This window comes from Mycobacteroides franklinii (assembly GCF_002013895.1).
GTDB lineage: Bacteria > Actinomycetota > Actinomycetes > Mycobacteriales > Mycobacteriaceae > Mycobacterium > Mycobacterium franklinii.
The window spans coordinates 1-24359 of the sequence record NZ_MAFQ01000021.1 but is presented as its reverse complement, the minus strand read 5'-3'; the positions used below and the strand labels follow the sequence as shown (position 1 = coordinate 24359).

24 protein-coding genes are annotated in these 24359 nt (G+C 64.8%); 6 read left to right on the top strand and 18 right to left on the bottom strand.

The window, feature by feature from the left end:
* Positions 1 to 57: 57 nt before the first annotated feature.
* The 7 genes from B4393_RS25600 to dop all read right to left on the bottom strand — a co-directional run bounded on the left by B4393_RS25600 (position 58) and on the right by dop (position 5790).
* Positions 58 to 1239: a hypothetical protein gene (locus B4393_RS25600; protein ID WP_078336520.1), complete on the bottom strand. Its 1182-nt coding sequence runs from the start codon at positions 1237 to 1239 to the stop codon at positions 58 to 60.
* The gene (locus tag B4393_RS25595; protein ID WP_078336519.1) at positions 1236 to 1595 is read right to left on the bottom strand and encodes a hypothetical protein; all 360 of its coding nucleotides are present in this window, start codon (positions 1593 to 1595) and stop codon (positions 1236 to 1238) included. The genes B4393_RS25600 and B4393_RS25595 overlap by 4 nt, the downstream gene beginning before the upstream one ends.
* A gap of 76 nt (positions 1596 to 1671) precedes the next feature.
* A complete protein-coding gene (locus B4393_RS25590) occupies positions 1672 to 2316 on the bottom strand; it encodes a phosphatase PAP2 family protein (RefSeq protein WP_133052608.1) in 645 nt (214 codons plus the stop codon).
* 5 nt (positions 2317 to 2321) lie between these two features.
* On the bottom strand, positions 2322 to 3146 hold the full coding sequence (gene prcA, locus B4393_RS25585) for a proteasome subunit alpha (RefSeq protein WP_078336517.1): 825 nt from the start codon (positions 3144 to 3146) through the stop codon (positions 2322 to 2324).
* Complete coding sequence (prcB, locus tag B4393_RS25580) at positions 3143 to 4012, bottom strand: proteasome subunit beta (protein ID WP_078281413.1); 870 nt, start codon at positions 4010 to 4012, stop codon at positions 3143 to 3145. The genes prcA and prcB overlap by 4 nt, the downstream gene beginning before the upstream one ends.
* On the bottom strand, positions 4009 to 4203 hold the full coding sequence (locus tag B4393_RS25575) for a ubiquitin-like protein Pup (protein ID WP_078336516.1): 195 nt from the start codon (positions 4201 to 4203) through the stop codon (positions 4009 to 4011). Before B4393_RS25575 ends, prcB begins: the two co-directional genes overlap by 4 nt.
* Positions 4204 to 4293: 90 nt before the next feature.
* Positions 4294 to 5790, bottom strand: a complete 1497-nt coding sequence (dop, locus tag B4393_RS25570) for a depupylase/deamidase Dop (RefSeq protein WP_070937085.1) — start codon at positions 5788 to 5790, stop codon at positions 4294 to 4296.
* A 92-nt stretch (positions 5791 to 5882) separates the two neighbouring features.
* Here dop and B4393_RS25565 point away from each other — a divergent pair, with 92 nt between their 5' ends.
* Entirely contained in the window at positions 5883 to 6707 is an 825-nt protein-coding gene (locus tag B4393_RS25565; RefSeq protein WP_078336515.1) for a class I SAM-dependent methyltransferase, read from the top strand.
* A 77-nt stretch (positions 6708 to 6784) separates the two neighbouring features.
* Here B4393_RS25565 and B4393_RS25560 read toward each other — a convergent pair whose 3' ends face one another.
* From B4393_RS25560 to B4393_RS25535, 6 genes are all read right to left on the bottom strand, one after another.
* Entirely contained in the window at positions 6785 to 7843 is a 1059-nt protein-coding gene (locus B4393_RS25560) for an aminotransferase class I/II-fold pyridoxal phosphate-dependent enzyme (RefSeq protein WP_078336514.1), read from the bottom strand.
* Complete coding sequence (locus B4393_RS25555; protein WP_070937082.1) at positions 7822 to 8835, bottom strand: 3-oxoacyl-ACP synthase III family protein; 1014 nt, start codon at positions 8833 to 8835, stop codon at positions 7822 to 7824. The genes B4393_RS25560 and B4393_RS25555 overlap by 22 nt, the downstream gene beginning before the upstream one ends.
* Entirely contained in the window at positions 8832 to 9491 is a 660-nt protein-coding gene (locus B4393_RS25550) for an SRPBCC family protein (protein WP_191988868.1), read from the bottom strand. Before B4393_RS25550 ends, B4393_RS25555 begins: the two co-directional genes overlap by 4 nt.
* On the bottom strand, positions 9478 to 11178 hold the full coding sequence (locus B4393_RS25545) for a thiamine pyrophosphate-binding protein (RefSeq protein WP_078336556.1): 1701 nt from the start codon (positions 11176 to 11178) through the stop codon (positions 9478 to 9480). Before B4393_RS25545 ends, B4393_RS25550 begins: the two co-directional genes overlap by 14 nt.
* A 217-nt stretch (positions 11179 to 11395) precedes the next feature.
* Positions 11396 to 12142: an anti-sigma factor family protein gene (locus tag B4393_RS25540; protein WP_070937080.1), complete on the bottom strand. Its 747-nt coding sequence runs from the start codon at positions 12140 to 12142 to the stop codon at positions 11396 to 11398.
* A complete protein-coding gene (locus B4393_RS25535) occupies positions 12139 to 12621 on the bottom strand; it encodes a sigma-70 family RNA polymerase sigma factor (RefSeq protein ID WP_005061267.1) in 483 nt (160 codons plus the stop codon). Before B4393_RS25535 ends, B4393_RS25540 begins: the two co-directional genes overlap by 4 nt.
* A gap of 249 nt (positions 12622 to 12870) precedes the next feature.
* On the opposite strand from B4393_RS25535, the gene B4393_RS25530 reads away from it, so the two are divergent.
* Positions 12871 to 14019: a hypothetical protein gene (locus B4393_RS25530; protein WP_078336555.1), complete on the top strand. Its 1149-nt coding sequence runs from the start codon at positions 12871 to 12873 to the stop codon at positions 14017 to 14019.
* Here the strand turns inward: B4393_RS25530 and B4393_RS25525 are convergent.
* On the bottom strand, positions 14016 to 14621 hold the full coding sequence (locus B4393_RS25525; protein WP_236743251.1) for a maleylpyruvate isomerase family mycothiol-dependent enzyme: 606 nt from the start codon (positions 14619 to 14621) through the stop codon (positions 14016 to 14018). The genes B4393_RS25530 and B4393_RS25525 overlap by 4 nt on opposite strands.
* Before the next feature lie 130 nt (positions 14622 to 14751).
* Here B4393_RS25525 and B4393_RS25520 point away from each other — a divergent pair, with 130 nt between their 5' ends.
* Entirely contained in the window at positions 14752 to 15621 is an 870-nt protein-coding gene (locus tag B4393_RS25520) for a class I SAM-dependent methyltransferase (RefSeq protein ID WP_078336512.1), read from the top strand.
* 6 nt (positions 15622 to 15627) lie between these two features.
* Here the strand turns inward: B4393_RS25520 and arc are convergent, their stop codons facing one another.
* Positions 15628 to 17436 (bottom strand): proteasome ATPase, encoded by a 1809-nt coding sequence (gene arc, locus B4393_RS25515; RefSeq protein WP_078336553.1) that lies wholly within the window; start codon positions 17434 to 17436, stop codon positions 15628 to 15630.
* A 163-nt stretch (positions 17437 to 17599) separates the two neighbouring features.
* On the opposite strand from arc, the gene B4393_RS25505 reads away from it, so the two are divergent.
* Both B4393_RS25505 and B4393_RS25500 read left to right on the top strand, forming a co-directional pair.
* Positions 17600 to 18127 (top strand): MTB12 family secreted protein, encoded by a 528-nt coding sequence (locus B4393_RS25505; protein ID WP_109558608.1) that lies wholly within the window; start codon positions 17600 to 17602, stop codon positions 18125 to 18127.
* A 107-nt stretch (positions 18128 to 18234) separates the two neighbouring features.
* A complete protein-coding gene (locus B4393_RS25500) occupies positions 18235 to 18819 on the top strand; it encodes a lipoprotein LppK (RefSeq protein WP_078336510.1) in 585 nt (194 codons plus the stop codon).
* Positions 18820 to 18829: 10 nt separating this feature from the next.
* Here B4393_RS25500 and B4393_RS25495 read toward each other — a convergent pair whose 3' ends face one another.
* Positions 18830 to 19666 (bottom strand): tRNA (adenine-N1)-methyltransferase, encoded by an 837-nt coding sequence (locus B4393_RS25495; protein WP_078336509.1) that lies wholly within the window; start codon positions 19664 to 19666, stop codon positions 18830 to 18832.
* 303 nt (positions 19667 to 19969) lie between these two features.
* Between B4393_RS25495 and B4393_RS25490 the strand changes: the two genes are divergently transcribed.
* Entirely contained in the window at positions 19970 to 21304 is a 1335-nt protein-coding gene (locus B4393_RS25490) for a DEAD/DEAH box helicase (RefSeq protein WP_078336508.1), read from the top strand.
* A 22-nt stretch (positions 21305 to 21326) separates the two neighbouring features.
* Here the strand turns inward: B4393_RS25490 and B4393_RS25485 are convergent, their stop codons facing one another.
* On the bottom strand, positions 21327 to 22247 hold the full coding sequence (locus B4393_RS25485) for an acyl-ACP desaturase (RefSeq protein ID WP_078336551.1): 921 nt from the start codon (positions 22245 to 22247) through the stop codon (positions 21327 to 21329).
* 95 nt (positions 22248 to 22342) lie between these two features.
* Positions 22343 to 24310, bottom strand: a complete 1968-nt coding sequence (locus tag B4393_RS25480) for a CocE/NonD family hydrolase (RefSeq protein ID WP_078336550.1) — start codon at positions 24308 to 24310, stop codon at positions 22343 to 22345.
* Between the last annotated feature and the right edge of the window lie 49 nt (positions 24311 to 24359).

Here is a 24359-nt window from a genome sequence, read left to right as displayed (position 1 = left end):
GTGTCGAAGGCACTTGGTATTCATACCGGCGCAAACCCCGGCCCTCAATGGTCTGACTCAGCGCGAACGAAACCCGCGCCGCGGCGATGGCCCCAACTCGTCGTCACTATCGCTGTCCCACAGCCCGATGACCGGGGCCGCTCCCTTGGGCAGATCCCCGAGCAGCTCTCGGGTGTTGTCGGCATTCACCAGATACGGCGGGCTGTAGTGCTCGTTCTCGTCGCCACGCCGCTGGCTTGCGTGTGGTGGGTATGCGCCCATCATCGGCATCATCGAGCCCCACGGCCGAGTTGCCGCACCACCACCGATACCGCCGGTGCCCGCCACAGTGGGTCCCGAACCGAATGCCGGCATCCGGTCGGCAGACAGCGACCGACCGGTGCCGGGCGTCGCCGATTCGAACCCCGCACTGCGCGTTGGGCTCTCATGCCAGAGGGGATCGCGCATCCAATCCTGACCCGCATAGACATCGTCTTCACCACGTTCGTCGACCCCGGATCCGGGCGTCGAACCTATTGCGGAACTCTTGCCCGGGAACGGATTACCCGGAACTCCCATCACCGTGAGCGGTACCTGCGCAGGCGGGGGCATCGTCTGCGGCAGATTGGGCTCGTGCTCGCCCGGGCCCCACCGGGCCAGGAACTCCGCGGCCCGCTCGGCTTGTTCGTCCGGCGACTGCCCGGGTACGGCGGCGCTGACATCCGGCCCGAAGCCGAAGCGAAGTCGATCCTGTGGGCCGATCAGCGCGGCGACGGCGTTGCCGGCCTGTATCGCCGGGCCGCTGTACACGGTCCGCACCTGATTCAGGGCCTGCTCCCACAGGCCCAACTGCTCGGCGAACGACGCACGCCAGCGAGGAATTTCCCCCAGCTTGTCCACCAGCACCGGTGTGGGCGGGGGCGCGATCTGCTGCTGCAGTTCGCCCGTGGCCCTTGCCAACACGTCCAGACCCGAGGACAGGGTTAATGCCTGTTCGAGTGCGATGCGCGAATTTTCGACGTACTCCCGCATGGTGCCCAGCGCCGCGCGTGCCCCGGAGCCGCTCCAGCCGTCCTGAATCGTCGCTGTCACGTCCTCCAGGAAGGTGGTGAACAGCGAATCCAGGCCCCGCAGTGTGCTTTTCCATTCTTCGGCGAAGCGCTTGATGTCCTCCGGCGCCATCCGTGCCTGCATGTCCATGATCGACTCGTGGCTCCATTTGTCCCCATGCCATTCGTCGGGGCGTACGGTCGCGGTCATCGCAGCGCCCTGCGGGTGCAGTCGGCCGAACCCGTGTCGGCTTCCGCATAGGCATCACCGATGCGCCGAAAGGTCTCGGCGAATTCGGTCAGCACGCAGCGATGCTGTTCGAGCACCGCGGCCAGCGAGCCCGTCGGCGCCTGGGCGGCGTCGTGAACGACCCGGCCCCACCCCCGCCCCTCCTCACAGTCGCCGAAGATGACGTGGTTGGCGGGTGCGAAGGTGTCCAGGCGCGCGATGACCCCGGCGAATGCGCTCCGGAGCAACTCACAGCGCGTGGCCAGCTCCTCGCACGCGCCGTCGGCGAGCCGCAGCGTCGCCAGATTTATGTACGTGTCCTCTTCGTCGCCGGACATGGCAGCTCCTACCTGATGCTAAACGGGTTCGATAGCAGGTAGGACCGCCGGCACCGGCGTATGGTTCCGCCGATTTTCAGGCTGTGGATAAGTTCCTGGGCGCATATCGCCCAAACAGCGATCCGGCTACCAGGCTGATCAGGCTGCCCAGCAGCACACCCCCGGTGACATCGGAGAGCCAGTGCACACCCAGATACAGCCGCGTCAGGGCAACCGCGACCGTGCCGACGGCCACCGTCAGCCACAACCAGATTCGGATGGTGCGGCTGTGCCCGTAGCCGAGGATCACCGCGAGTACGCCCAACACCGAGATCGTCGTCAACGAATGCCCCGACGGATACGACGGGGAGTTCTCCACCACCAACCGGACGGCGTGCGGCGGACGCTGGGTAGCCACGATGTGTTTGGTCACCGGAGTGGCGATTCTGGTCGCGATCAGGGTTCCGATGATTACCAGCGCGGGTAGCGCTGTCCGCCACCGCCACCAGAGCACCGCACCGACCACGATCCCGAGCGGCCACATGCCGTTGGGCCCCACCACGTCGGTGATGAACACGGCGATGGGTGTCAGCCACTGTCGGCGCTGGGCCAGCATGGAGTCCAGCACCGCGTGGTCAACGCCGGTGCCGGCATGCGCGGCATGCGCGATGAATCCCAGTGCCACGAAGAGCGCAGCGAGGACCAAGCCAACGGCCGCCGGCCATTGTCGAGACGAAAGCACGAAGCCTAGCTGTCCTTGGTCTTCTTGGAGTCCTTGGCATCCTTGACGTCGGAATCCTTCGAATCGCCGGATTCTGGCGCGGGATCGCCGCCGCCCTCCGTCTGCCCCGGCGAGAAGTCCTCGGGCAACAGCGCTTCCAGCGCGGCACCCTTGATCCGCCGGAACGCGCGCCGCGGACGGCTCTGCTCCAGTACCGCAACCTCAAGCCCGCCGAGCACTCTGCCCTCGGCCGAGCCGTTGGAGGTACCGGCACTGGCCCCGGCCTGCAGCGCCTTCACCGCGAACCCGACCGCGTCCTTGAGCGTGGCGCCCTCGGCGTAACTCTCCTTGAGCGAGTTGATCACCGGCTCGGTGTTCCCGCCCATGACCACCCAATGCGGTTCGTCGGCGATCGACCCGTCGTAGGTGATCCGGTAGAGCACCGGGTCGGTGTCCCGACCGTAGTGAGCCACCTCGCCGACGCACAGCTCCACCTCATAGGGCTTGGCCTGCTCATTGAAGATGGTGCCGAGTGCCTCGGCGTAGATGTTGGCCAACTGCCGCCCGCTCACGTCACGGCGGTCGTAGGCATAGCCGCGCATATCGGCCCACTGAATGCCGCCACGGCGCAGCCGGTCGAATTCATTGAACTTTCCGACGGCCGCGAAGCCCACCCGGTCGTACACCTCACTGACCTTCTGCAGCGAGTTCGACGGATTCTCGGCGACGAACAGCACCCCGTCGGCGTACGTCAACGCCACCACCGAACGACCGCGGCTAATTCCCTTGCGCGCCAACTCCGAACGGTCGCGCATGAGCTGCTCGACCGACGCATAGTACGGAAAGGTCATGACCTACCTCCCGATTCACGCAATTCTGATTCGGCACGTGCCGCTTCGGTCCGCTTCTCGATCACCTCGCGCGCGATGCGTTCGATATCGGCCTCGGGTACCCGGATCGCTCCCCCGGAATCGATCCGAACTGCTGTCGGGAACACCCGGCGCACCAGATCCGGTCCACCCGTTGCCGAATCGTCGTCGGCCGCGTCGTAGAGCGACTCCACGGCCACCGCCAGCGCACCCAGCGCATCGCCACCGGGCTTGTACAGTTTCTTGATCGAAGACTTGGCGAACATCGAGCCCGAACCCACAGCCTGGTATCCGTCGCTCTCCACGTGCCAGCCACCCGCGACATCGAAAGACACAATGCGCCCAGCGGTTTCACCGTTGGGGTCATCGATGTCATAGCCCACCAACAGCGGCACCGCCACCAGTCCCTGCATGGCCGCCGCGAGATTGCCGCGTACCAGAGCCGAGAGCCGATTGGCTTTGCCGTTGAAGGTCAGCGGCACACCTTCGAGCTTCTCGTAATGCTCCAGCTCGACGGCGTACAACCGCGCGAATTCGACGGCGATGGCTGCGGTTCCGGCGATACCGGTCGCGGAGTAGTTGTCGGTGATCTGCACCTTGTCGATATCGCGATTAGCAATGTAGTTGCCCTGAGTCGCGCGCCGATCACCCGCGATCAGGACTCCACCGCGGTACGTGAGCGCCACGATCGTGGTGCCGTGCGGCAAGTTCGCGATCACTTCGCTTGACGCCTTTCCGACCGCCGGAAGCAACTCCGGGGCCTGAATCCTCAGGTACTCGGAGAACGACGAAAGGTGCGAATGTCGGGTGAACTGCTGGGGCGCGATCGAGTCATCGCGCCAGATCACTGGCCACCCTTTTGGACGTACGCCCGCACGAAGTCCTCGGCGTTCTCTTCCAGCACGTCGTCGATCTCGTCGAGCAGATCGTCAGTGTCCTCCGCCAGCTTTTCGCGGCGCTCCTGCCCGGCCGGTCCCCCAAGGTCGGTGACATCTTCCTCGTCACCGCCACCACCGCGCTTAGTCTGCTCCTGCGCCATCGCTGCCTCCTGACTGCTAGGTCGGTTCTGTTCAGCCTACCGGGCAGCGCCGACGACGTGACGTTTCGTGGGCGTGCGTCGCCGAACCCGTTATGTGGTGAGCTGATCGACCAGTTCAGCGGCCGAATCGACCGAGTCCAGCAGCGAGCCCACGTGGCTCTTGCTGCCACGCAGCGGCTCCAGCGTTGGAATCCGGACAAGCGAATCCCCGCCCAGATCGAAGATCACCGAGTCCCAGCTGGCTGCGGCGATATCGGCCCCGAAACGACGCAGGCACTCGCCACGGAAGTAGGCACGGGTGTCCGTGGGAGGCCTGGTCACCGCGTCCAGCACCTGCTGCTCGGTGACCATCCGCTGCATGGAACCGCGGGCGACCAACCGGTTGTAGAGCCCCTTGTCGAGACGTACATCGGAATACTGCAGATCGACCAGGTGCAGGCGCGGCGCCGACCAGGTCAGGTTCTCGCGCTGGCGGAATCCCTCCAACAACCGCAGCTTGGCGGGCCAATCCAGCAGGTCCGCGCATTCCATCGGGTCACGCTCCAAGAGATCCAGGACCTTGGCCCACACCTGAAGTACATGGTCGGCCTGAGGATCTGGATCGCGGGACGCGACCAGCTCGGCCACCCGCTCCAAGTAAATGCGCTGCAGCGCAAGCCCTGTCAGCTCTCGGCCGTCCGCCAGGGCCACGGTGGCCCGCAGCGACGGATCACGACTGATCACATGCACCGCGTGCACCGGTCGGGCCAGCGCCAGGTCCGACAGATCGGCCCCGGACTCGATCAGATCGAGCACCAGCGAGGTGGTACCCACCTTGAGGAATGTCGACGTCTCGGCAAGATTGGCGTCCCCGATGATGACGTGCAGCCGGCGATATTTGTCGGCATCGGCATGCGGTTCGTCGCGGGTGTTGATGATGCCCCGCTTGAGGGTGGTTTCCAGACCCACCTCGACCTCGATGTAGTCGGCGCGCTGCGAGAGCTGGAAACCCGAGTCGTCGCCGGAGGGCCCGATGCCCACCCGACCGGAACCCGTCACGACCTGGCGCGATACGAAGAACGGGGTGAGGCCCGCGATGATCGCCGAGAACGGCGTCTGGCGGTCCATCAGGTAGTTCTCGTGCGTGCCGTAAGAGGCACCCTTACCGTCAATGTTGTTCTTGTAGAGCTGCAGCCGGGCGGCGCCGGGCACGCTGGCGACGTGCCGCGCGGCGGCCTCCATCACCCGCTCGCCGGCCTTGTCCCAGATGACGGCGTCCAACGGGTTGGTGCATTCCGGCGCCGAGTACTCCGGGTGCGCATGATCGACGTACAGGCGGGCACCGTTGGTCAGGATCATGTTGGCCGCCCCCACCTCGTCGGCATCGACGATCGGAGCCGGACCCGTGGTGCGGCCCAGGTCGAAGCCACGGGCGTCGCGCAGCGGCGATTCGACCTCGTAGTCCCAGCGGGTGCGCTTGGCGCGCTGAATCCCCGAGGCCGCGGCGTAGGCCAGCACCGCCTGCGTGGAGGTGAGAATCGGATTGGCGGCGGGGTCCGTGGGCGACGAAATGCCGTACTCAACCTCGGTACCGATGATCCGTTGCATGGTGTTCAGCCTAGAGAGGCTGGGCTGAACACCACGCCGGGGACTGTTCAGACTGCTCCGTGTGCCTCAAAATCGGCCTTAGCGTCGGGTTCATGAGCCACTCCGAGAAGATTCACGTCGACCTCAGCGGGGCACCGCAGACCATGCTGGCGACGTTCTACGCCAAGGCCCTCGACGCGGATCTGCCCGAACCGATCCTCGGCGATCGACTGGCCCGCGACATCGCCAACCGCATCGACTACGACTGGTCCAAGACGACCATCACCGCCGGCAAGTCACCCGGCGTGACGACACGCTCGGCCCACTTCGATCAATGGGCCCGTGAGTTCCTAGCGACACACGATCGGGCGGTCGTGTTGCATCTTGGATGCGGCTTGGACGGCAGGTACTTCAGGCTGCGACCAGGCCCCGGAGTCGAGTGGTATGACGTCGACTACCCCGATGTAGCCGTGCTGCGTCACCAGCTGTATCCGGCGGCGGAGCACAACCACGTCGTGTCGGCGTCGGTGACGGACCCCGCGTGGCTCGCCGACATTCCGAGGGATCGTCCGGTGCTGATGCTCGGCGAGGGGCTGACGATGTACCTCAAGGAAGAGGACGGCGTTGGGCTGCTTCGCCGGATCGTCGACCACTTCCCTTCCGGGGAGCTGCAATTCGATGCATTCAGCCATTTCGGCATCAAGACGCAGTGGTCCAACGCCGTGGTTCGGCGCTCCGGCGCGACACTGTATTGGGGAATCGACGGACCTGACGATGTCATCCGCGCAGTGCCGCAGCTGCGGCTGGTGGAGTGGGAATCGCCGTTCGACACCCCGGTATTTCGGCAGGTGTCCGGGTGGTATCGGCTACTGGCGAAGGCCATGTCGCTATCTACGAAGGTGCGGTACATGGCGCAGTATCACCGCTACGCGTTCTGAGAAGTGGGGTTGGCCGCGACGGTCCTTGCCGTTTCGGGGCCGGCAATCGGGGGGACGGATCGCCGCGGCCAACCAGTCTATGACGCAGGTCTGCTCATTCGAGACACTGCGCTTTCACCTATCTCGTCGACTTCCAGAAGTCGCCGTGCCACGATCGCCATCTCGCGCGGATCGCCGACGGTGAGGCGAACACCGCCATCGGGATACTCCTTGGCCACGACATCGTCCGTCCCTAGGATTGACATCCAGGGCTCGCCATCGCCGCGCGCCGGGAGATACACGAAGTTGGCGTGTGATTCCGGGATGTGGGCGCCCATCTGAGCCAGTCGCTCCCGCAGCCGGTCACGTTCGTAGACAATCGAATCCACACGCAACCGCAGCTCATCTTCGGCCGCGTACGACGCCGCCACCGCTACCGCGGCCGCGCGATTCATGCCGAACGGAAGCTGGTACCGGCGGATGACACCACAGACCGCGGGTGCGGCTAATCCGTAGCCGATACGCAGTCCGGCCAATCCGTACGCCTTCGAGAATGTACGCAGCACAACCAGATTGGGGTGCGCCGCGATCAGACGCGGGATGTCGAGATGCTCATCGGGATCCACGAATTCGATATAGGCCTCATCCAGTATCACAACACTGGTTGGCGGTGCCTGGCGGACAAACTCATAGACCTGTTCGGCAGGTATCAGCGTTCCCGTCGGATTATGGGGTCGGCACAGCACCACCGCGGCAGCGTCCGCGTCATACGCCGCTCCCAGCAGTTCGTCGAGATCGGTCATGCCGTTGTCCGCCAGCGGAATCGGAACCTGAATGAGCCCGGCGATATCGGCCAGTATCGGGTAGCCGTCGAATGTCGGGTGCGCGAAGACGAGCGAATCACCCGGCTGACACAACGCCTGCAGCACCTGCAACGCAACTCCGGTGGCTCCGACGCCGACCACTACTTCCTCCGGCGTCAAACCCACGCGTTCTGCAATCAGCCTCGGGAGCACAACCGGCAGGAACTCGGGGTACCGATTAACCTCCGCGATGTCATGCCTGAGCGCATCGCGCACCGATGGCAGTGGACGATAGGGATTTTCGTTCAATGCCAACCGAAGCGGGCTCACCGTCACTGGCCCCTCCCTCCCCATCGCACCGCTGCGGCGGCCGCATAGTCGCCGGCATGGGCGAATCCAGCCAGCATCACCGTGTCGCCGGCCTGCACCTGCCCCTCGGAGATTGCTTGGTCGAGCGTGTGGGGAATACCCACCCCGAACAGGTTCCCGCACTCGTCGAAGGTGTCCGGGTGCTTCTCCTTGGGCAACTGCAGGGCATCGCGCCAGTTCCGCAGGAATATCCGGTTGGGCTGATTGGTCACCAACGCATCGAGATCTGTTGAAGGAACTCCGATTCGGTCGCAGACCGCCAGCGCCACCTCCGGCACCATCCGGTTACCCCGGGCCAGCACTTTGCTGATCTTGTGCTCGGTGAAGGCCACCCGGCCCTGCCCCGATCCGGCCTCCCAATACTTGCGATGAGGCGTCACCGCGTAGGTCATGTCTCCGGCGTACTCACCGAAATTCCGGGTCTCGATGCCTAGGACCGGCGACCCCCCGTCACGGGTGATCAGCGCCGCGGTGGCACCGTCTCCCGGTATCGAGGCTTGAGCGGTTGAGCGCACCTGCTCCTGTACAAAGATCTGCCCCGCCGCGTTCTGCATGTTCACGATCAGTGCCGAGCGTGCGCTCGATGAGGCCATCATCTGTTGCACGAGCTTGAGCATCAGTACAAACGACACACAACCACCGTTGTGTACGTCCAGAATCCACTCCGGGCGGATCTGCAACCGGCTTGCCACCTCGCCACCGCAGCCCACGAACGGCAGATCCGGCAGCTGGGTGTGTGTCAGCAGAATGTCGACGTCATCGAGTACCGCTTCCCCGTGCCTTTCCCGGAGGCCGGCCACGGCGCGCTCAGCCATGTCCACCGCCGTCTCGTCGGCCGCCACATGATGCCGGTAGGCCGGACTGCGGAACATGACGTTCTCGGCCAGGTCGTCGTCCTTCGCGTACTGCGCGAAATAATCTGCGCTGACGCGATTCTGGGGAAGATAGCTGGAGATATCGAAGATACTGACGGTCATTTCATCCACTCCGGAACAATCGGCAGCCCATGGCTGTGGCGGTATTCGGCGATGGCCTTGAGATTCAGCAGCTCCAGGAGATGGCCCGCGCCGAACATGTCCCAGAAGTCACCTACCCACGGCTTCCGTTGTGGTGGAGCGGTTTCCGGATAGGGATTCTCGTCATAGAACGGGTGGTGGCAGTTGGTCCACAGCACGACGGAGCCCGGCTTGTTGAGTACGATCTGCGCGTCGACCACCCGCATGAGGTAGATCATCCACAGGTGATCGCCCTGATCCCAGGCGCAGTGATAGTCGACGGTCCCGGAGTCCGCGTTCGACTCGGTACGGGTGTAGATCAGTGTGTCGGACCCCAACCGATCATGGGCACTCCACAGCCCGGGCTCATCGGTCTCTTCGAAGCCACGCAGGCTATAGGTCCACTCCTCCAGGCAACGGGTGTCGGACAGGTAGCGGTGCAATTCATCGGGCGGACAGTCCACATACTCTTGGACCGTGCAGAACGGGCCGAACACCTGATCGTGCGGATACACCGACCGCATCATGTCCATGATGACCGGCGTCGCCTTCTCACGGGGCGAGGTCTCGATGCGGTGTACGCCGGGAAGCGCGTCCTCGGTACCAGCGTCGGCGGCGATATCGCTAAGCGCGGGCAAAGCTTTCAGGCCGGGCTTGGATGTTTCGGTGATCGTGTCGGTCATGCGTTTTCTCCTTAGCGATTTCGGATGACAAGAACGGGGCGAACGGGGGTATCTCATCGGTGGAGCAGACGACCTCCACCACGGACGGCCCGCTGTGCGTCATCGCCTCGTGCATGGCGGCCTCGAAATCGGCCACCGTGGCGGCCGAATGGCACACCAGGCCAGGGAACATCGCGGCCAGTCCGGACGCGATGTGTGAGGGCGCGAACCGGTTGAAGCTGTAGCCCCCGCCGTAGTAGAGCTGCTCGCGCGTGACGCACATGGCGTGCGCATTGTTGTTGACGATGACGAATGTCACCGGCAGCCTGTGCTCGATGGCCGTATGAATCTCCAAGCCGTGCATGAAGAATGCGCCATCACCTGCAATCACCACGGTGCGGCCGGCACGCGCGAACGCGCAGCCGATACCGGCGCCGAAGGCGTACCCCATGCCACCCATTCCGAGGGCGACGACGTAGCGGCCGTTGTGCCGAGCACCTAGGTAGTGAACCGCAGCGGCTCCGGTATTGCCCGCGTCCACGAAGATATCGGCACCGGCAGGAATCGCCTGGTCCAGTACATGCATGGCGTCGTGGTATCGCACACCATCACCCTCATGCGCGGGCGGTTCGAGATGAGCTGGGGCGTAGAGTGTTTCACTATCCGATGCGTCCGAGCGCGCGGGCAGGGCCGCGGCGAGGCCGGTCAGCGTCGAGGACAGATCCTCGGTCTGTAAGTGCCGGGACGCGATATGCGGCGTCACGGAGCCAACGGACAGCACCGGGGTTGTGGTGAAGTCGACACCTCCCCGGGTCATCACGGGCATGGTCGTGCCGATACATATGCAGGTGACGCCGTGACGCAACACCCGCTCGACCGCCGGGTGTCCCATCACGCCAATGACGCCCAGCAGTCGCGGGTTCTCGCTGTCCACAGCATCTTTGGCATCGGGAGAGATCGCCACGAATGCATCCAGACGATCAATGAGAAGCGATAGCTCGTCACGAGCGTTGTGTCGGGCGACCTCCGGCCCCGCCACCACCAGAATTCTTCCGGGCGTTTCGGCCAGATGCTGTGCGAAATCGGCGAGCTGCGCGGGCACCGCCCCCATCCGCTGATGGGGCTCCCGCATCTGCGGGACGGACGCCAGCTGCGCCTGCTGAACATCCTTAGGAATCAACAGAACCGCAGGCAAGCCGTCACGGACGGCCATAAGGGCATGGGTGAGCGCCTCGGCGATTTCCTCGGGGCGTTCCACACGGGCGCAGTATCCGGAGATGGGCCGGAAGACTGACTGCAGATCCATGCTGCCGGCGCGCCCACTGCCGTCCTGAAACGCGCCGTTGCCCTCCAACGGGCGCGGCGGCTGTCCCACGATCGCCAGCACCGGCACCCCACTTGCATATGATTCAGCAAGCGCCGGAACCAGATTGACGGCACCACCACCGGATGTCGTGGCCACCACACTCATGCGTGAGGTGGCACGCGCATAACCGTCGGCCATGGTCCCCGCCGAGAACTCATGTTTGGCAACGATCGCCCCGATACCTGGCGTGTAGTGCACCGCATCGTAGAGATCCTCGATATTGGCACCGTCGACACCGAAGACGAAATCGACGGCGTGGCGACGCAGCTCGGAGGCGAGCCAGTCAACCACTCGTATGTTCCCGTTGCGGAGCGGAAGGTCGCCTGCCGCGTAGCTCCGAGCACATATCGGGGTGGTCATGATTAGTACACGACTGCCACACGTGACCGGTTCAACAATCCGAAAGAAAAAGTGATTGAGTTATCTCAATCATGTGATGGCACAACATGAATCAGGTTTCAGGTTCGCCGAAGATAGGCACGTCAAAGCATCACGAGCCGGGTGCGCGAAACCCTCAGCGGCGCAATTCGAGGAACACGAGCGGTGAGGCGTCGCCGTGATTGTCGATGACCTGAACGCTCTCGATCTGGTCCTGCGCCATGGGGACGGTCGTCGATGTCATCATCGTCGAGCCGGGCTTGGCAGTCCACGAGCTGGCGATGATGTTCCCGCCGGCCCGGGTGCCGATCCGCAGCGCGTACGGCGCTGCCGAATCATCGGGGTCGTCGCCATACGCCGGATAACTGCACCACATTTCGATGCGGGTGCCGGTGCCGTCTCGCACGAGTGCCACCTGCGCGCTCATCGGCGAAGGTGTCACCTGGCGCATCGGTTGCCAATGCTCACCCGACGGTAGCGAGCCAGCCGCCACGTTCATCGGTGCGGGCCGGTGGTACCACGGCGGCGGCACCAGCGAAACAGTCAGCGCTACGGTCGCGGCTACCGCGACCGCGCCCACATAAGCCAGTCGACGCACCGCGCTCTGCCGCCGCCACCGGGCCTGCAGCTTGGGCCACAGCGCCTGCACCGGGCAGCTGGTGACCGGCTTCGCGAGGGCAGGCGGGTCTTCGAGTTCCATCTTCTCGGCATAGCCGCGATCGACCTTGGACAGCAGACCGGGCATCGCGGTCACCTCGGACAGCGCACGCTGGCAGCTGGCGCAATCGACCAGGTGCTGTTCGTACTCACGCCGTTCGGTCGACGACAACGCACCCAGTACGTAGGCAGCGTCCCAGTCGGCGTAGACATGTTCGATAGTCATCGCGTGACCCCCATTTCCTGCAGCGACAACCGGAGTGCGCGCACACCGTAGTGAAGGCGTGATTTGACGGTACCCTCGGGCACCCCCAGCTCAGCGGATATGTCGGCGACCGAGCTCCCGCGGTAGTACGCGCGCAGGATGACGGCTCGGTGATCGGTAGACAGTGTGCGCAGCGCCTCGGCGACCAGCCACGCGTCCAGCGTCGCGTCCACCTGATCCGGGGACGCGAACTCCGGCGTCTCCGCGGTGGCGATCTCACTGCGAAAACGTGAGCTCCGCGCGTTATCGCGCACCAGATTGTGGGCAACGGTGAACAGCCAGGCGCGGGCGGAGCCTTCAGTCTGGTTCACCAACGTCGGATGCCGCCAGGCACGCAACAGCACCTCCTGCACGATGTCTTCCGCGAGCGCCGAGTCGTGTGTCAGATGCATGACGTACCGGTGCAACGGGCCCGCGTACTCGTCGTAAAAGGCTCTCATCAGCGACGATGAGCCGCTTGCGCGAAGACCATCACGCCCCGACGAGCCACTTACGCTCGTTCGGTCAGGCCCAGCCTGCCCATCCGCCATGGAACACCTCCGACGGTTACACGATCCGACCGCCCGATTGGTTCAAAATACGCCCGAATATCCACCCGTACCAGGGGCAACTTGAGGCCCTGCCCATGATGCACCGAACACGCCGGGGTGGTCCTCGGGTTTCGTTTGAAGACCGGCAATCATGACGTAGTGCGAAATCTCGAGGACGTCCACGAGTGGTTCCTGGCGCGGGGGCTGCCCGTCGTGCTGGACCGTCGAGTGCGTTCGCGCGAGCTCCTCGACCGCGCCGCACCCATGATCGGAATCACAGGCGCGGGCGTCGCACTGTACGAGCTTCTCTCCACTGATAACGAGACGCGCTCGGTCGTGCTGATGATCCTGCTGGGAGTGGTGGCCCTGTTGATGGCGGCGCAACCATTGGTGCTGATCGCACTGCAGCGTGCGGGAACCATCCGCGCCGACGTGGTGCGCCGCACCTTGTCGTGGCTGGTGATCGCGATCTTCGTGATCGCGCTGCCCGTCGCCGATACCGGCACGTGGGCGGCCGCAGCGGCACGGATGCCCGCCCATCTCCTGGCCGCACTGGCACTGATCTGGCTCACCTACCTCGGCGCCGGGTCCATCGGGCTGTGGGCACTGCGTTATTCCTCAACACAATTCGGCGCCCTCGGCACCCTCATGTCCCGTGCGCTGCCGCTGCTCATGCTGACCGTGGTGGTGTTCTTCACCGGAGAGCTCTGGCAGCTCTCGGCCCGTATCACCCGCGAGAGGCTTTGGCAGACAATTGGTTTCCTGGCAGTCACAGCGGTCGCGTTCATGGTGGTGACCGTGCGCGACGAGCTCGCCAACCTGCGCGAGAGCCGCGCCGAGTCGGCGGGGACGGCGGTACTGCTGGCCGATACTCCGCTGGCCGATCTCCTTGATGACGAGGTGCCGCGGCCCGCGTTGCGGTGGCCGGAGCGGATCAATGTGCTGCTGGTCATGGTGGTTTCGCAGGCCATCCAGGTCATCTTCTTCACCACGGGTGTGTTCGCCTTCTTCCTGCTGCTCGGCATCGTCGCGGTGCCGCACGACGTGATGGTCCTGTGGTCCAACGAGGCCGCATGTCCCTCCGGGGCGGCACCTCCCTGCGCCGGGACGTGGTTCGGCATCCGGATCGGCTTGCCGCAGACCCTCATTCACATGGCGCTGCTGGTCGCGGTGCTGTCCGGGCTGTACTTCACGGTGAACAGCAGCGTCGACCCGCAGTACCGCAGCCGGTTCTTCGAGCCACTGATCGCCGATGTCGCGGTGAGCCTGGCCGGACGCGACGCCTACCTCGCTGCCTCGCGCAACTAGCCCATCCGAGCAGCCAGGGTCGGTACGCCGTCACCTTCCAGCTCGCTCAGCACAGCGGGACGACCCGCCATTGCCAGCACCAGCGCTTCGCCGGCACCCCGCACTTCCGGCCCGCTCCCCCTGGCCCAGTCCACATCGGTGGCGACGAAACGCAGGCCCTTGGTGTATCGGCGTGGATTGGCGCCGAAATCCGGATGCGCTAGCGCGTAGTGCAACCTCTCCTCGGGAATGAGGCGCGGCCGGCCCAGTGGCCGCCGGATGTCTTGCTGATGCACCATGGCGTCGGTATGCAGGGCCGACGGCATGAGATGGCCCCATGGCCCCGGCCGGATGCCCGATTCGACATGGTGCAATAGGTCCGGTATGGACATTTCGCTGGCCTCGTGGACGAAGTGGTTGTTCAGCTTGTCGATTGATCGGGCTCGTGCCGCGGCGCCGAGGTAGACGCCGAGCGGTATGGCATCGAGGGCCATGTGTGCCGCGACGTCGCGCACCCGCCAACCGTCGCAGAGCGACGGGGCCAACCAGTCCTCATCGGAGAGCGTGTACAGAAATTCGGCCAGGCTTGCGCGCTCGGCGGCAAGCATGTCTTTGGGTTTCATGGAACCTCCTGTGGGCTGTACTGGCCATGCTAGGAACGCCGCGCTGACCAGCAGCGCCGTCGCCTGCCAGGCACTGCCATTCGCTGCCAGTGCGCCCTTTTCGGCCCGCCGAGGTTTCTATTCTCGGCGTATGTCTTTACGCCGGCTCGACCAAACCGCAAGCCTGACCGCACAATTCAATGCTTGGCAGCGCGCCGCCGAATCGCTGCAAGCCGGGGCACTGCTGGACGACCCGCAATCCGGATGGTTCGTGACGCACCCGGCATTTCGCCTCGGCCTGGCCTCACCGACCGTCGCGCGGTGGGGCCTGCGGCTGCTGGACCGGTGGTGCCCCGGTCTGCACGCGCATATTGTGTTGCGTCGGCGGGTCTCCGACGACCAGCTGCGCGCGGCGGCAGCATCCGGCATTTCCCAGGTCGTGGTCCTTGGCGCAGGGTTCGACACCAGCAGTCAGCACCTTGGGTCACTGCCCGTCACCGTGTTCGAGGTCGACGCACCCTCGACGCAGCACGACAAGAGGCATCTATTGGAACGTCACGGATTCCAGCCACACTGGGTGCCCTGCGATTTCGAGCGGGACGACGTGGCCACCGGTCTGCGCAATGCCGGGTTCGATTCGGCCAGACCGGCACTGGTGGTGTGGCTGGGCGTCACGTACTACCTGACAACCCCCGCACTGGAATCGACACTGGCGCAGCTCGAAAACCTCTGCACCCCGGACAGCCGACTGATCATGGACTACGGCGATCCGGACATCGTGGGTCACGGCAGCCCACGCCCGGACGTGCGTCGGGTATCGCGCTATGTCAGCCGGAAGGGTGAGCCGTACCGCACGGGCATGACGGCCGCGCAGGTGGACGAACTCCTTGCCCGACACGGATTTGAGGCGATCACCCACCAGCGGGTGCCCGCGCTCCTGGATCACTACGACCCGGCGAACAGCCGCCGACTCGCACGGGGCGACTGGAATGCCGTGGTGACGGCACACCGAGTGCGGTGAGGCGTCTTACAGGTACTGACCCAGGCTCGATTCGGTGTCGATAGCCCGGCTGGCACTCGAGCTCTTGCCGGTAACCAGCGTGCGGATGTAGACGATGCGCTCGCCCTTCTTGCCCGAGATCCGGGCCCAGTCATCCGGATTGGTGGTGTTGGGCAGATCCTCGTTCTCGGCGAACTCGTCGACGATCGAGTCGAGCAGATGCTGGATCCGCAGACCCTTCTGGCCGCTCTCCAGCACCGCCTTGATCGCGTTCTTCTTCGCGCGGTCCACGACGTTCTGGATCATGGCACCGGAGTTGAAGTCCTTGAAGTACATGACTTCCTTGTCACCGTTGGCATAGGTGACCTCCAGGAACCGGTTGTCGTCGATCTCGGCATACATCCGGTCCACGACCTTTTCGATCATGGCCTTGATGGTCAGGCCGCGGTCGCCACCGAACTCGGCGAGATCGTCTTCGTTGACCGGCAGGTTCTCGGTGAGGTACTTGGAGAAGATGTCCTGCGCCGACTCGGCATCCGGCCGCTCGATCTTGATCTTGACGTCCAGGCGGCCCGGCCGCAGGATCGCCGGATCGATCATGTCCTCACGGTTGGAAGCGCCGATGACGATGACGTTCTCCAGGCCTTCGACACCGTCGATCTCGGAGAGCAGCTGGGGCACCACGGTCGTCTCCACATCGGAGCTGACACCGGTACCGCGGGTGCGGAAGATGGAGTCCATCTCGTCGAAGAAGACGATGACTGGCGTTCCGTCGGAAGCCTTTTCGCGGGCACGCTGGAAGATCAAGCGGATATGCCGCTCGGTCTCACCGACGAACTTGTTGAGCAGCTCGGGGCCCTTGATGTTCAGGAAGTAGGACTTGGCCTCGCGGGAGTCGTCGCCCCGCAGCTCTGCCATCTTCTTGGCCAGCGAGTTGGCAACGGCCTTGGCGATGAGCGTCTTTCCGCACCCGGGCGGGCCGTACAACAACACACCCTTGGGTGGGCGCAGTGCGTACTCGCGGTAGAGATCCTTGTGCAGGAACGGAAGCTCCACCGCGTCGCGGATCTGCTCGATCTGGCGCGTGAGGCCACCGATGTCGCTGTAGCTGACGTCCGGCACCTCCTCCAGCACCAAGTCCTCGACCTCAGCCTTGGGGATGCGCTCGAAGGCGTACCCCGCCTTGGTATCAACCAGCAACGAATCGCCCGGCCGCAGTTTCCGGGGCTTGAGATCAGCTCCGTCAGCGTCCTCGGACACATCGGAGAGGTCGGGCGCGATCAGCGGGTCGGCCAGCCACACGATGCGCTCTTCGTCTGCATGCCCCACCACCAGCGCGCGATGGCCGTCGTCGAGCACCTCCCGCAGGGTGCTGATCTCACCCACTGACTCAAAGTGCCCGGCCTCGACCACTGTGAGTGCCTCATTGAGGCGGACGGTCTGACCACGACGCAGCTCACTGGTCTCGATGTTGGGCGAGCAGGTCACCCGCATCTTGCGGCCCGAGGTGAACACATCGACCGTCTCGTCGGTCTGCACCGCCAGCAGCACGCCGTAACCACTCGGCGGTTGCCCCAGCCGGTCGACCTCCTCACGCAGCGCCAGGAGCTGCTGACGGGCCTCTTTGAGGGTGTCCATCAGCTTGGCGTTGCGCGCGTTCAGGGAATCGATGCGGGCCTCGAGCTGGTTCAGGTCGCGCAGGCGAGCGGAATCCCCGGGCCCGTGAGTAGGACTGTCTTCCAGCTGTTCGCGAAGCGCGGCAACCTCTCGGCGTAGCCGCTCCACTTCGGCGGCATCCGGTGTGCCGAACGCCTCTGAACGCTCCGACTCACTCATGATGTCCTCCTTTCCCACACCGAGAATTGGTGCGGTGGATACTTCAACGCTACCGGCGATTGGCGAGCCGTGCGGGGTCTACCCGTTGGCTGGGATGTCTACGCTGTTAGCGTTCGTCACATTCAGGTCGATTGAAAGGACAACGGTGAGCTCACGAACCGGTATGCCGGGGGTCGCCATGCTGGGTTTACTCACCGCAGCAGCGATTGGCTCGGCAGTGCCAATGAGCGAGCCGAGAGCCAGCTCTCCTAGCCCGACAGCAACGATCGTGACGGCCTCCGGCATCGTCCCCGCGTCCTGGGACGCTCCCCTGGACGTGCCGGCCGATCCTGCCGACGCGACGCCCACATCCGACGAACTGAGCGGTTTGCTGTATTCGCTCGCCGACCCGGGCGTGTCGGCCCTCGCCAAGGGCGGTCTCGTCGAGGGCGGCATCGGCGCCGGGGAAGCGATCTACGCCGACCGCGCCTTCAAGAACGCCAACCGTGACGGCTTCCTACCCCTGGCCTTCACGGTATCCGACGTCAAACCCACCGGACCTGGCCTGGCCACAGCCGCTGTCACCATCACCGGCCCTAAGACCCAGGCGTACACGACGAAAATCAACTTCGTGAACCAGGACGGCTGGAAAATCAACAAGGCGTCTGCCGTTTCGCTGATTCAGGCAGCATCCGGTAAATCTGGAAGGTAGACGTAAACGAGGAGGGTTGGACGATCTCCAACACCTGACTCGCCGATATCGTCACCACACTTGGCCGAATGACTAAGCCGATACGCCGAATGGGAGTCTCCTAGATCATGGTCCGTCACCGCCTCGCCGCCCGCCTTGTCGTGCTCGCCGCCGGTGCAGCCGTTCTCACGCTGAGTGCCTGCAGCAGCTCAAGCGATAAGGCCAGCCCCACCAGCTCATCGGCGACGCCGCCCGCCGCCTCTTCCGCGGGTGCCGCGGCCACCCCCGACCATCCACTGCCGGATCCGGCAGTCCTGAACGACGTCCTCAATCGGCTCGCGGATCCGAATCTGCCGGGAGCCGAGAAGGTCACCGCGGTTCAGGGCGCGACCCCCGAGCAACTCGACAAGTTCACCAAGGCGATCGGCGACGCCGGGTTCTCGCCGTTGTCGTTCACGGTGAAGGACCCGAAGTGGTCGACCGAGACCCCCGGTGACGTCGAAGCCGTCGTCACCATCAACAGCCCCAGCCCCAAGATGGGCGGTTTCGCGGTCCCCATGTCGTTCTCACCCGAGAGCGAGGGCTGGAAGTTGTCGAAGCGGACTTCCGATCTGCTGTTGAAGACCGGGACATCACTCGCGGGTACCGGCACACCGCATGAGGCACCTCCCGCCGGAGCCCCCGCTCCGCAGGCGCCGACACCCACCCCGTAGCTGAAAAGCCCTAGGTCGGCAGGCGCTTGCGCCGCAACGGTGTCGGGGTGATCGTGCCCGGCGCCAGACGGCGCGCGCTCACCAGGAATGCCGTGTGCCCACGCATGCTGTGCTCTGGGCGCACCGCCAGCCCCACCACATTCCAGCCGCGCTGCAGCGACTCCCAGGACCGTGGCTCCGTCCAGCATTGCTGCTCGCGCATCGCCTCGACCACGCGGGACAACTGGGTGACGGTCGCGACGTAGACGATGAGTACACCACCGGGCACCAGCGATTCGGCGACCGCGGGCAAAGTCTCCCAAGGCGCCAGCATGTCGAGGACCACCCGATCGACTTCACCGGCGTCCGCGGACCGCTCCGCCAGGTCACCGATAACCAGCTCCCAGTTATCGGGTTGCTCCCCGAAGAACGTTGTGACGTTACGCACAGCGTGTTCGGCGTGATCCTCACGAATCTCGTAAGAGATCACCGATCCCTGTGGCCCCACCGCCCGCAGCAGCGAGCAGGTGAGCGCACCGGATCCGACGCCCGCCTCGAGCACCCGCGCTCCGGGGAAGATATCTCCGTCGTGCACGATCTGGGCGGCGTCCTTCGGGTAGATCACCTGCGCCCCGCGCGGCATCGACAGCACGTAGTCGATCAGCAACGGACGGAGCACCAGGAACTGGTCGCCATTGGTGGACTTGACCACACTGCCCTCAGGAAGGCCGATGACGCCGTCGTGCACGATGGCCCCACGGTGGGTGTGGAACTCCCTACCGGGCTCGAGCACCATCGTGTAGTGCCGCCCCTTGGGGTCGGTGAGTTGCACGCGGTCGCCGACGACGAATGGTCCGGTTCGAGACATGCGCTCACCTTGCCAGGTACGCACCGCCCGACGCGAATGGGTCGGGTTTCGCAGGTGAGCGGGGCCGAAGAGGACGAATATCCAATGTGTTTCGGCACACACGAATTAGCTCTTCGGCGGCGCGACCCGTACTGTCGTAAGTAAGCGCCACTGTGCGCCGCGTCGTAGATCATTCTTTCGTCAGCTCCGCTGATCTCAGGCTTTTCTCACGGCGATCGATTTTGCCCATTGGCAATCTCGCCATTTCAGAGCCTTGAAAGGCATCAATTCTTCATGTCTTCAACAACATTCGCGTCCCTCGGCGTGCCCTCAGCCCTCGTCGACGTCCTTGCCCAGGGCGGTATCGACGCACCCTTCCCGATCCAGGCGGCCTCCCTGCCGGACACCCTCAACGGCCGCGATGTGCTGGCCCGCGGCAAGACCGGCAGTGGCAAGACCCTTGGTTTCTCCATTCCCGTTGTCGCACGTATCGCCCAAGGCAAGCGAGTGCCGGGCCGGCCCCGGGCACTTGTGCTGGCGCCCACTCGCGAATTGGCCACGCAGATCAGCGCCGTCATCGAACCGCTGGCGGCCGCCTACCGCATGAAGGTCACCACCATCTTCGGTGGAGTCTCGCAGCACCGACAGGTCCAGGCACTCAAGGCCGGTGTGGACATCGTGGTTGCCTGCCCGGGCCGCCTGGATGACCTCCTCAAGCAGCGTCACCTGACGCTGGACGGTATCGAGATCACCGTGCTGGACGAAGCCGATCACATGGCCGATCTCGGATTCCTGCCGGTCGTTACCCGCCTATTGGCCGCGACACCGAGTTCCGGTCAGCGCCTGCTGTTCTCGGCGACGCTGGACAACGATGTCGATAAGTTGGTCAAGCGATTCCTGCACTCCCCCGCCGAGCATTCGGTCGACTCCGCCGACTCCCCCGTCGCGGCTATGACGCACCACGTCTTCACCGTCGCGGGACCTGACGCCAAGCGCGAGCTCATCAACACGCTGGCTTCGGGATCCGGGCGCCGGATCTTGTTCATGCGTACCAAACATCACGCAAAGCGGCTGGCGCATCAGCTCACCCAGTCGGGCATTCCGTCAGTTGACTTGCACGGCAACCTGTCCCAGGGCGCCCGCGATCGCAATCTGGCGGCGTTCTCCAACGGCGACGCACGAGTCTTGGTGGCTACCGACGTCGCCGCTCGCGGCGTCCACGTCGATGATGTGGCGTTGGTCGTACATGTCGATCCGCCCGCCGAGCACAAGGCCTACCTGCATCGGTCCGGCCGGACCGCTCGCGCCGGTGGCTCCGGCGATGTCGTGACACTGGTCCTGCCCGAACAGCGCCGCGACGTCGACGCACTGCTACGCAAGGCCGCCATCAAGGCCACTCCACGCCAGGTGACCGCCGACTCGGCCGAGGTAACCAACTTGGTGGGTGAGATTGCTCCGTATGTGAAACCCGCTCCGGCGCAAAAGCCCAACGGCTCCTCCGCGGCGAACGGCCAGCGGCCCCGCGGCGGCGCCGAGGGACGCCCGGCACGTACGCCACGGCGCGGCGGGCAGGGCCAAGGTCGCCAGGGTCAGAGTCAGGGACGTCAGGGCCAGGGCCAGCGATCCGCCCGTAGGGCCGGCAACAGCGCCTCCCGGTAAACCGGTCGGCGCGGGCCATCACCTACACCCGCGCCGCGGCGCGCATCGCCGCCTTCTCCTCGTAGAACTTTGCGCGTTCATCCACGGCGGCAAGGAATCTCGCGAGGGTCTCGCGAGCCTGCTCACCCTCGGGTCCGATATCGCCGCGTTCGAACACACGCCAGAAACGCAGGATGGGTTGCAGGACGTCGTCATGATGGATGCGCAGGTCATAGATTCCGGCCTTGGCAATGGCTACCGCGTTCTGCGCGAAGCCTTCCATTCCCATGCCCGGCATCGCGAATCCGACGATCTCTTTGCAGATAGCCTGCATCGCGGCATCGGGCTCGATATCGAACGCGGCCGCCATGAGGTTGCGGTAGAAGACCATATGTAGGTTCTCGTCCAGCGCGACCCGGGCCAGCAGCTGGTCGGCGATCGGGCAACCCGAGGCCTTTCCCGTGTTGCGATGGGATATCCGCGTGGCGAGCTCCTGGAACGACACGTAGGCCAGTGCCTCCAGAGGGGTCTTGTCCCCGGAGTCGTAGCCGGCCACCGTGTGCGCCATGCGCATCGCTTCGAGATTGGCCGGGTCGACACCGCGCGTCACGACCAGGTAGTCGCGAAGCGCGATGCTGTGCCGGCCTTCTTCGGCGGTCCATTGCCCCACCCATGTTCCCCATGCCCCGTCCCGACCGAACCGCGTGGCGATTTCACGGTGATATGACGGCAGGTTGTCTTCGGTGAGCAGGTTGACCACCAGAGCCGCCTGGGCAATCGGATCGAGTGGGCTGTCCTCCGGTTTCCAATCCTCGCCCCCCAGGAAGGCAAAGTCCCTGCCCCGGCTCCAGGGCACGTAATCGTGTGGGGCCCATGGCTTCGCAACACCGAGGTGCCGTTCGAGATTCGCCTCGACGACGGGCTCCAGCTCGGTGAGTAGTCGTGTTTGCAGTCCAGTCACCATCTCGTCCACCTCTCTCTGCGGCATAACCGCGACCCCTAACCTACGGTACCGTAAGTTACGCAAAAGTAGGTTAGAGATAGGTGAATTTGTGAGGACTACGCGGCCCCGAAATGAGCCCCCTCGACTACCGGCGCCACCAGGTAGCTCGGTGCGCCGGGGTCGAGAATTACCGACTGGCCGTGACGACTCGCCCACAGCTCGGGAATCGACGGAATGTACCGCGGCAGACTGGCCGCCGAGATGACGACCCGTAGCCGATGCCCCGTCTCTATCACCGCATCAACCTCGGTCAGATCGATATCGAGAATTATCGGCACGCCGGGCTCAACCGGAAGCTTGTGCCCCTTGGCGGTGGGGTGCCAGGGCGACAGATAGTCGCCGTCGGCGCTCCGCAGACTCTTGCCCTCGTCCACGCCACGTCGCGATGCCAGTAGGGCACCTTCGGCAAGCATCCGGGAAAACCCATCGGGAGCCACATCCGTCACTGAAACAACCCAAAATGCCTCTGTACCCATCGCTTTGGTGCACAGATGAAGATTGAGCGGACCGGAAATGACCCATGGTTCCGCAGCGGCGGTACTGGTGAAGGTCAGCGCGCCGCGCTCGAAGTACCGCGAGTCCTTGAGCCCCGGGGTGCCCAGTGCCGCGGTCATACCGGCCGTCAGCCGGGAGGTCGTGGGCGACTTCAGCAGACCCAGCCGCCGGTGCAGCAGGTGCTCGGTCCGGCCCCGCGGCGCGGCCCCACCCAGCGACCCGTCAAAGGCAGTGTGCGCCGCGAACCCGGAAGGTTCCGCGTCCAGATAGAACCGCTGCGGCACGGCCTCGGGCCGCGGATAGGTGTCCAGGGTGTGCCAGCCACCGTTCTGCTGTTGCAATGTGACCGGGCCGTAGCCCTCGATTCCGTTGTCAATGCCCTTGAGCCACTTGTCAAACCACGCACGCTGCAACACATCGAGCCGGGGCGGGCCGCCCGGGCGTCCGAGCTGCGCGCCGGGAGAACCGTGATACCCCTCGTTGATGACGACCTGGAACTTGCCGCCCGGCAACCAGGTTCGGCGATGGATACGCAGTGCCGCAGGACCGAAGATGTCGTCCCATGCCCCGTACACGAAGGTCGGTATCTCGATGTCCTCGAATCGGGGGCTGACTTGCTGGAAGTATTCGTCGTTGTCGATCAGTGCGCCCCGGCCACGCAACCCCTCGAAGATGTACCGGATCACACGATTGAGCGGCGCTCGCAACCGCGCGGCGAACCAGGCCGGCCCGATGCCTCCACGTGCCACATCAGAAGGCGACGGCAGCCATTTGGCCAGGGCCACCGCCAGCATCCAGAAGGGCATGAAGAATGTCTGCGCCCCACCGGTTTTCATGAGGTCCCGGGAGATATCACTCACTGGCTCCACCGCGAATACCGCGCCAAGCCCCGGAACCTGATTGCCCGCGGCCTGTAGGGCGTTGATCGAGCAGTAGGAGATCCCGTACATGCCGACCGAGCCATCGCACCAGGGCTGCGCCCGCGCCCACGCGACCACCTCGTTGGTGTCGCGCTGCTCGACATCGTTGAGCATCCCCCAATCCCCCGTGGAGGCGCCAGTGCCGCGGACATCGACGACCACCTGTGCGTATCCGCTGCGGACGAGTGCGTCGTTCACCCCGAACGTAGCGAGGCCGCCGCCGGGAAGGGCTCGCGCGAGTTCCGCGAGCTCGAACAACCGCGGATTCTTCGGCGGGGTGGCCGGCACGGTGATACCGAACCGCCGCAGTCCACGCAGTAGCCAGGCAGCCAGGTGGGTGACCGACTTGTTATACGGGGTCAGGTTGAACAGCACCGGTACCCGATCGGTCACCGGGGTACCGTCGGCATGCGCCGGACGAAACACCTGAGCCTTGAGCACCGTGCCGTCGGCGAGCGGTATCGACACATTGGGGGTGAACGCGACGCGCGGGTATCGGCTGGGACCGTCGGCCACCGCCGTCCATTGTTCGGCCAGGCCGCCACCGGCCAGTGAGGTATCGGCTGCCGGTAGGACAACCTGGGCGCTTCGACGCTTTGCCGTGGTCACTGCGGGTTCCTCCCGAACGGGGGCATCGTTGCCCTTGCTCACTTGGAGG

What these genes read in the sequence shown, in the direction of transcription:
- B4393_RS25600 (WP_078336520.1), bottom strand. Translation starts at nt 1,239, where the DNA reads ATGACCGCGACCGTACGCCCCGACGAATGGCATGGGGACAAATGGAGC.
- B4393_RS25595 (WP_078336519.1), bottom strand. Translation starts at nt 1,595, where the DNA reads ATGTCCGGCGACGAAGAGGACACGTACATAAATCTGGCGACGCTGCGG.
- prcA (WP_078336517.1), bottom strand. Translation starts at nt 3,146, where the DNA reads ATGACCTTTCCGTACTATGCGTCGGTCGAGCAGCTCATGCGCGACCGT.
- B4393_RS25575 (WP_078336516.1), bottom strand. Translation starts at nt 4,203, where the DNA reads ATGGCGCAGGAGCAGACTAAGCGCGGTGGTGGCGGTGACGAGGAAGAT.
- dop (WP_070937085.1), bottom strand. Translation starts at nt 5,790, where the DNA reads ATGCAACGGATCATCGGTACCGAGGTTGAGTACGGCATTTCGTCGCCC.
- B4393_RS25565 (WP_078336515.1), top strand. Translation starts at nt 5,883, where the DNA reads ATGAGCCACTCCGAGAAGATTCACGTCGACCTCAGCGGGGCACCGCAG.
- B4393_RS25560 (WP_078336514.1), bottom strand. Translation starts at nt 7,843, where the DNA reads ATGGGGAGGGAGGGGCCAGTGACGGTGAGCCCGCTTCGGTTGGCATTG.
- B4393_RS25555 (WP_070937082.1), bottom strand. Translation starts at nt 8,835, where the DNA reads ATGACCGTCAGTATCTTCGATATCTCCAGCTATCTTCCCCAGAATCGC.
- B4393_RS25540 (WP_070937080.1), bottom strand. Translation starts at nt 12,142, where the DNA reads ATGACTATCGAACATGTCTACGCCGACTGGGACGCTGCCTACGTACTG.
- B4393_RS25535 (WP_005061267.1), bottom strand. Translation starts at nt 12,621, where the DNA reads ATGAGAGCCTTTTACGACGAGTACGCGGGCCCGTTGCACCGGTACGTC.
- B4393_RS25525 (WP_236743251.1), bottom strand. Translation starts at nt 14,621, where the DNA reads ATGAAACCCAAAGACATGCTTGCCGCCGAGCGCGCAAGCCTGGCCGAA.
- B4393_RS25520 (WP_078336512.1), top strand. Translation starts at nt 14,752, where the DNA reads ATGTCTTTACGCCGGCTCGACCAAACCGCAAGCCTGACCGCACAATTC.
- arc (WP_078336553.1), bottom strand. Translation starts at nt 17,436, where the DNA reads ATGAGTGAGTCGGAGCGTTCAGAGGCGTTCGGCACACCGGATGCCGCC.
- B4393_RS25505 (WP_109558608.1), top strand. Translation starts at nt 17,600, where the DNA reads ATGCCGGGGGTCGCCATGCTGGGTTTACTCACCGCAGCAGCGATTGGC.
- B4393_RS25500 (WP_078336510.1), top strand. Translation starts at nt 18,235, where the DNA reads ATGGTCCGTCACCGCCTCGCCGCCCGCCTTGTCGTGCTCGCCGCCGGT.
- B4393_RS25495 (WP_078336509.1), bottom strand. Translation starts at nt 19,666, where the DNA reads ATGTCTCGAACCGGACCATTCGTCGTCGGCGACCGCGTGCAACTCACC.
- B4393_RS25485 (WP_078336551.1), bottom strand. Translation starts at nt 22,247, where the DNA reads ATGGTGACTGGACTGCAAACACGACTACTCACCGAGCTGGAGCCCGTC.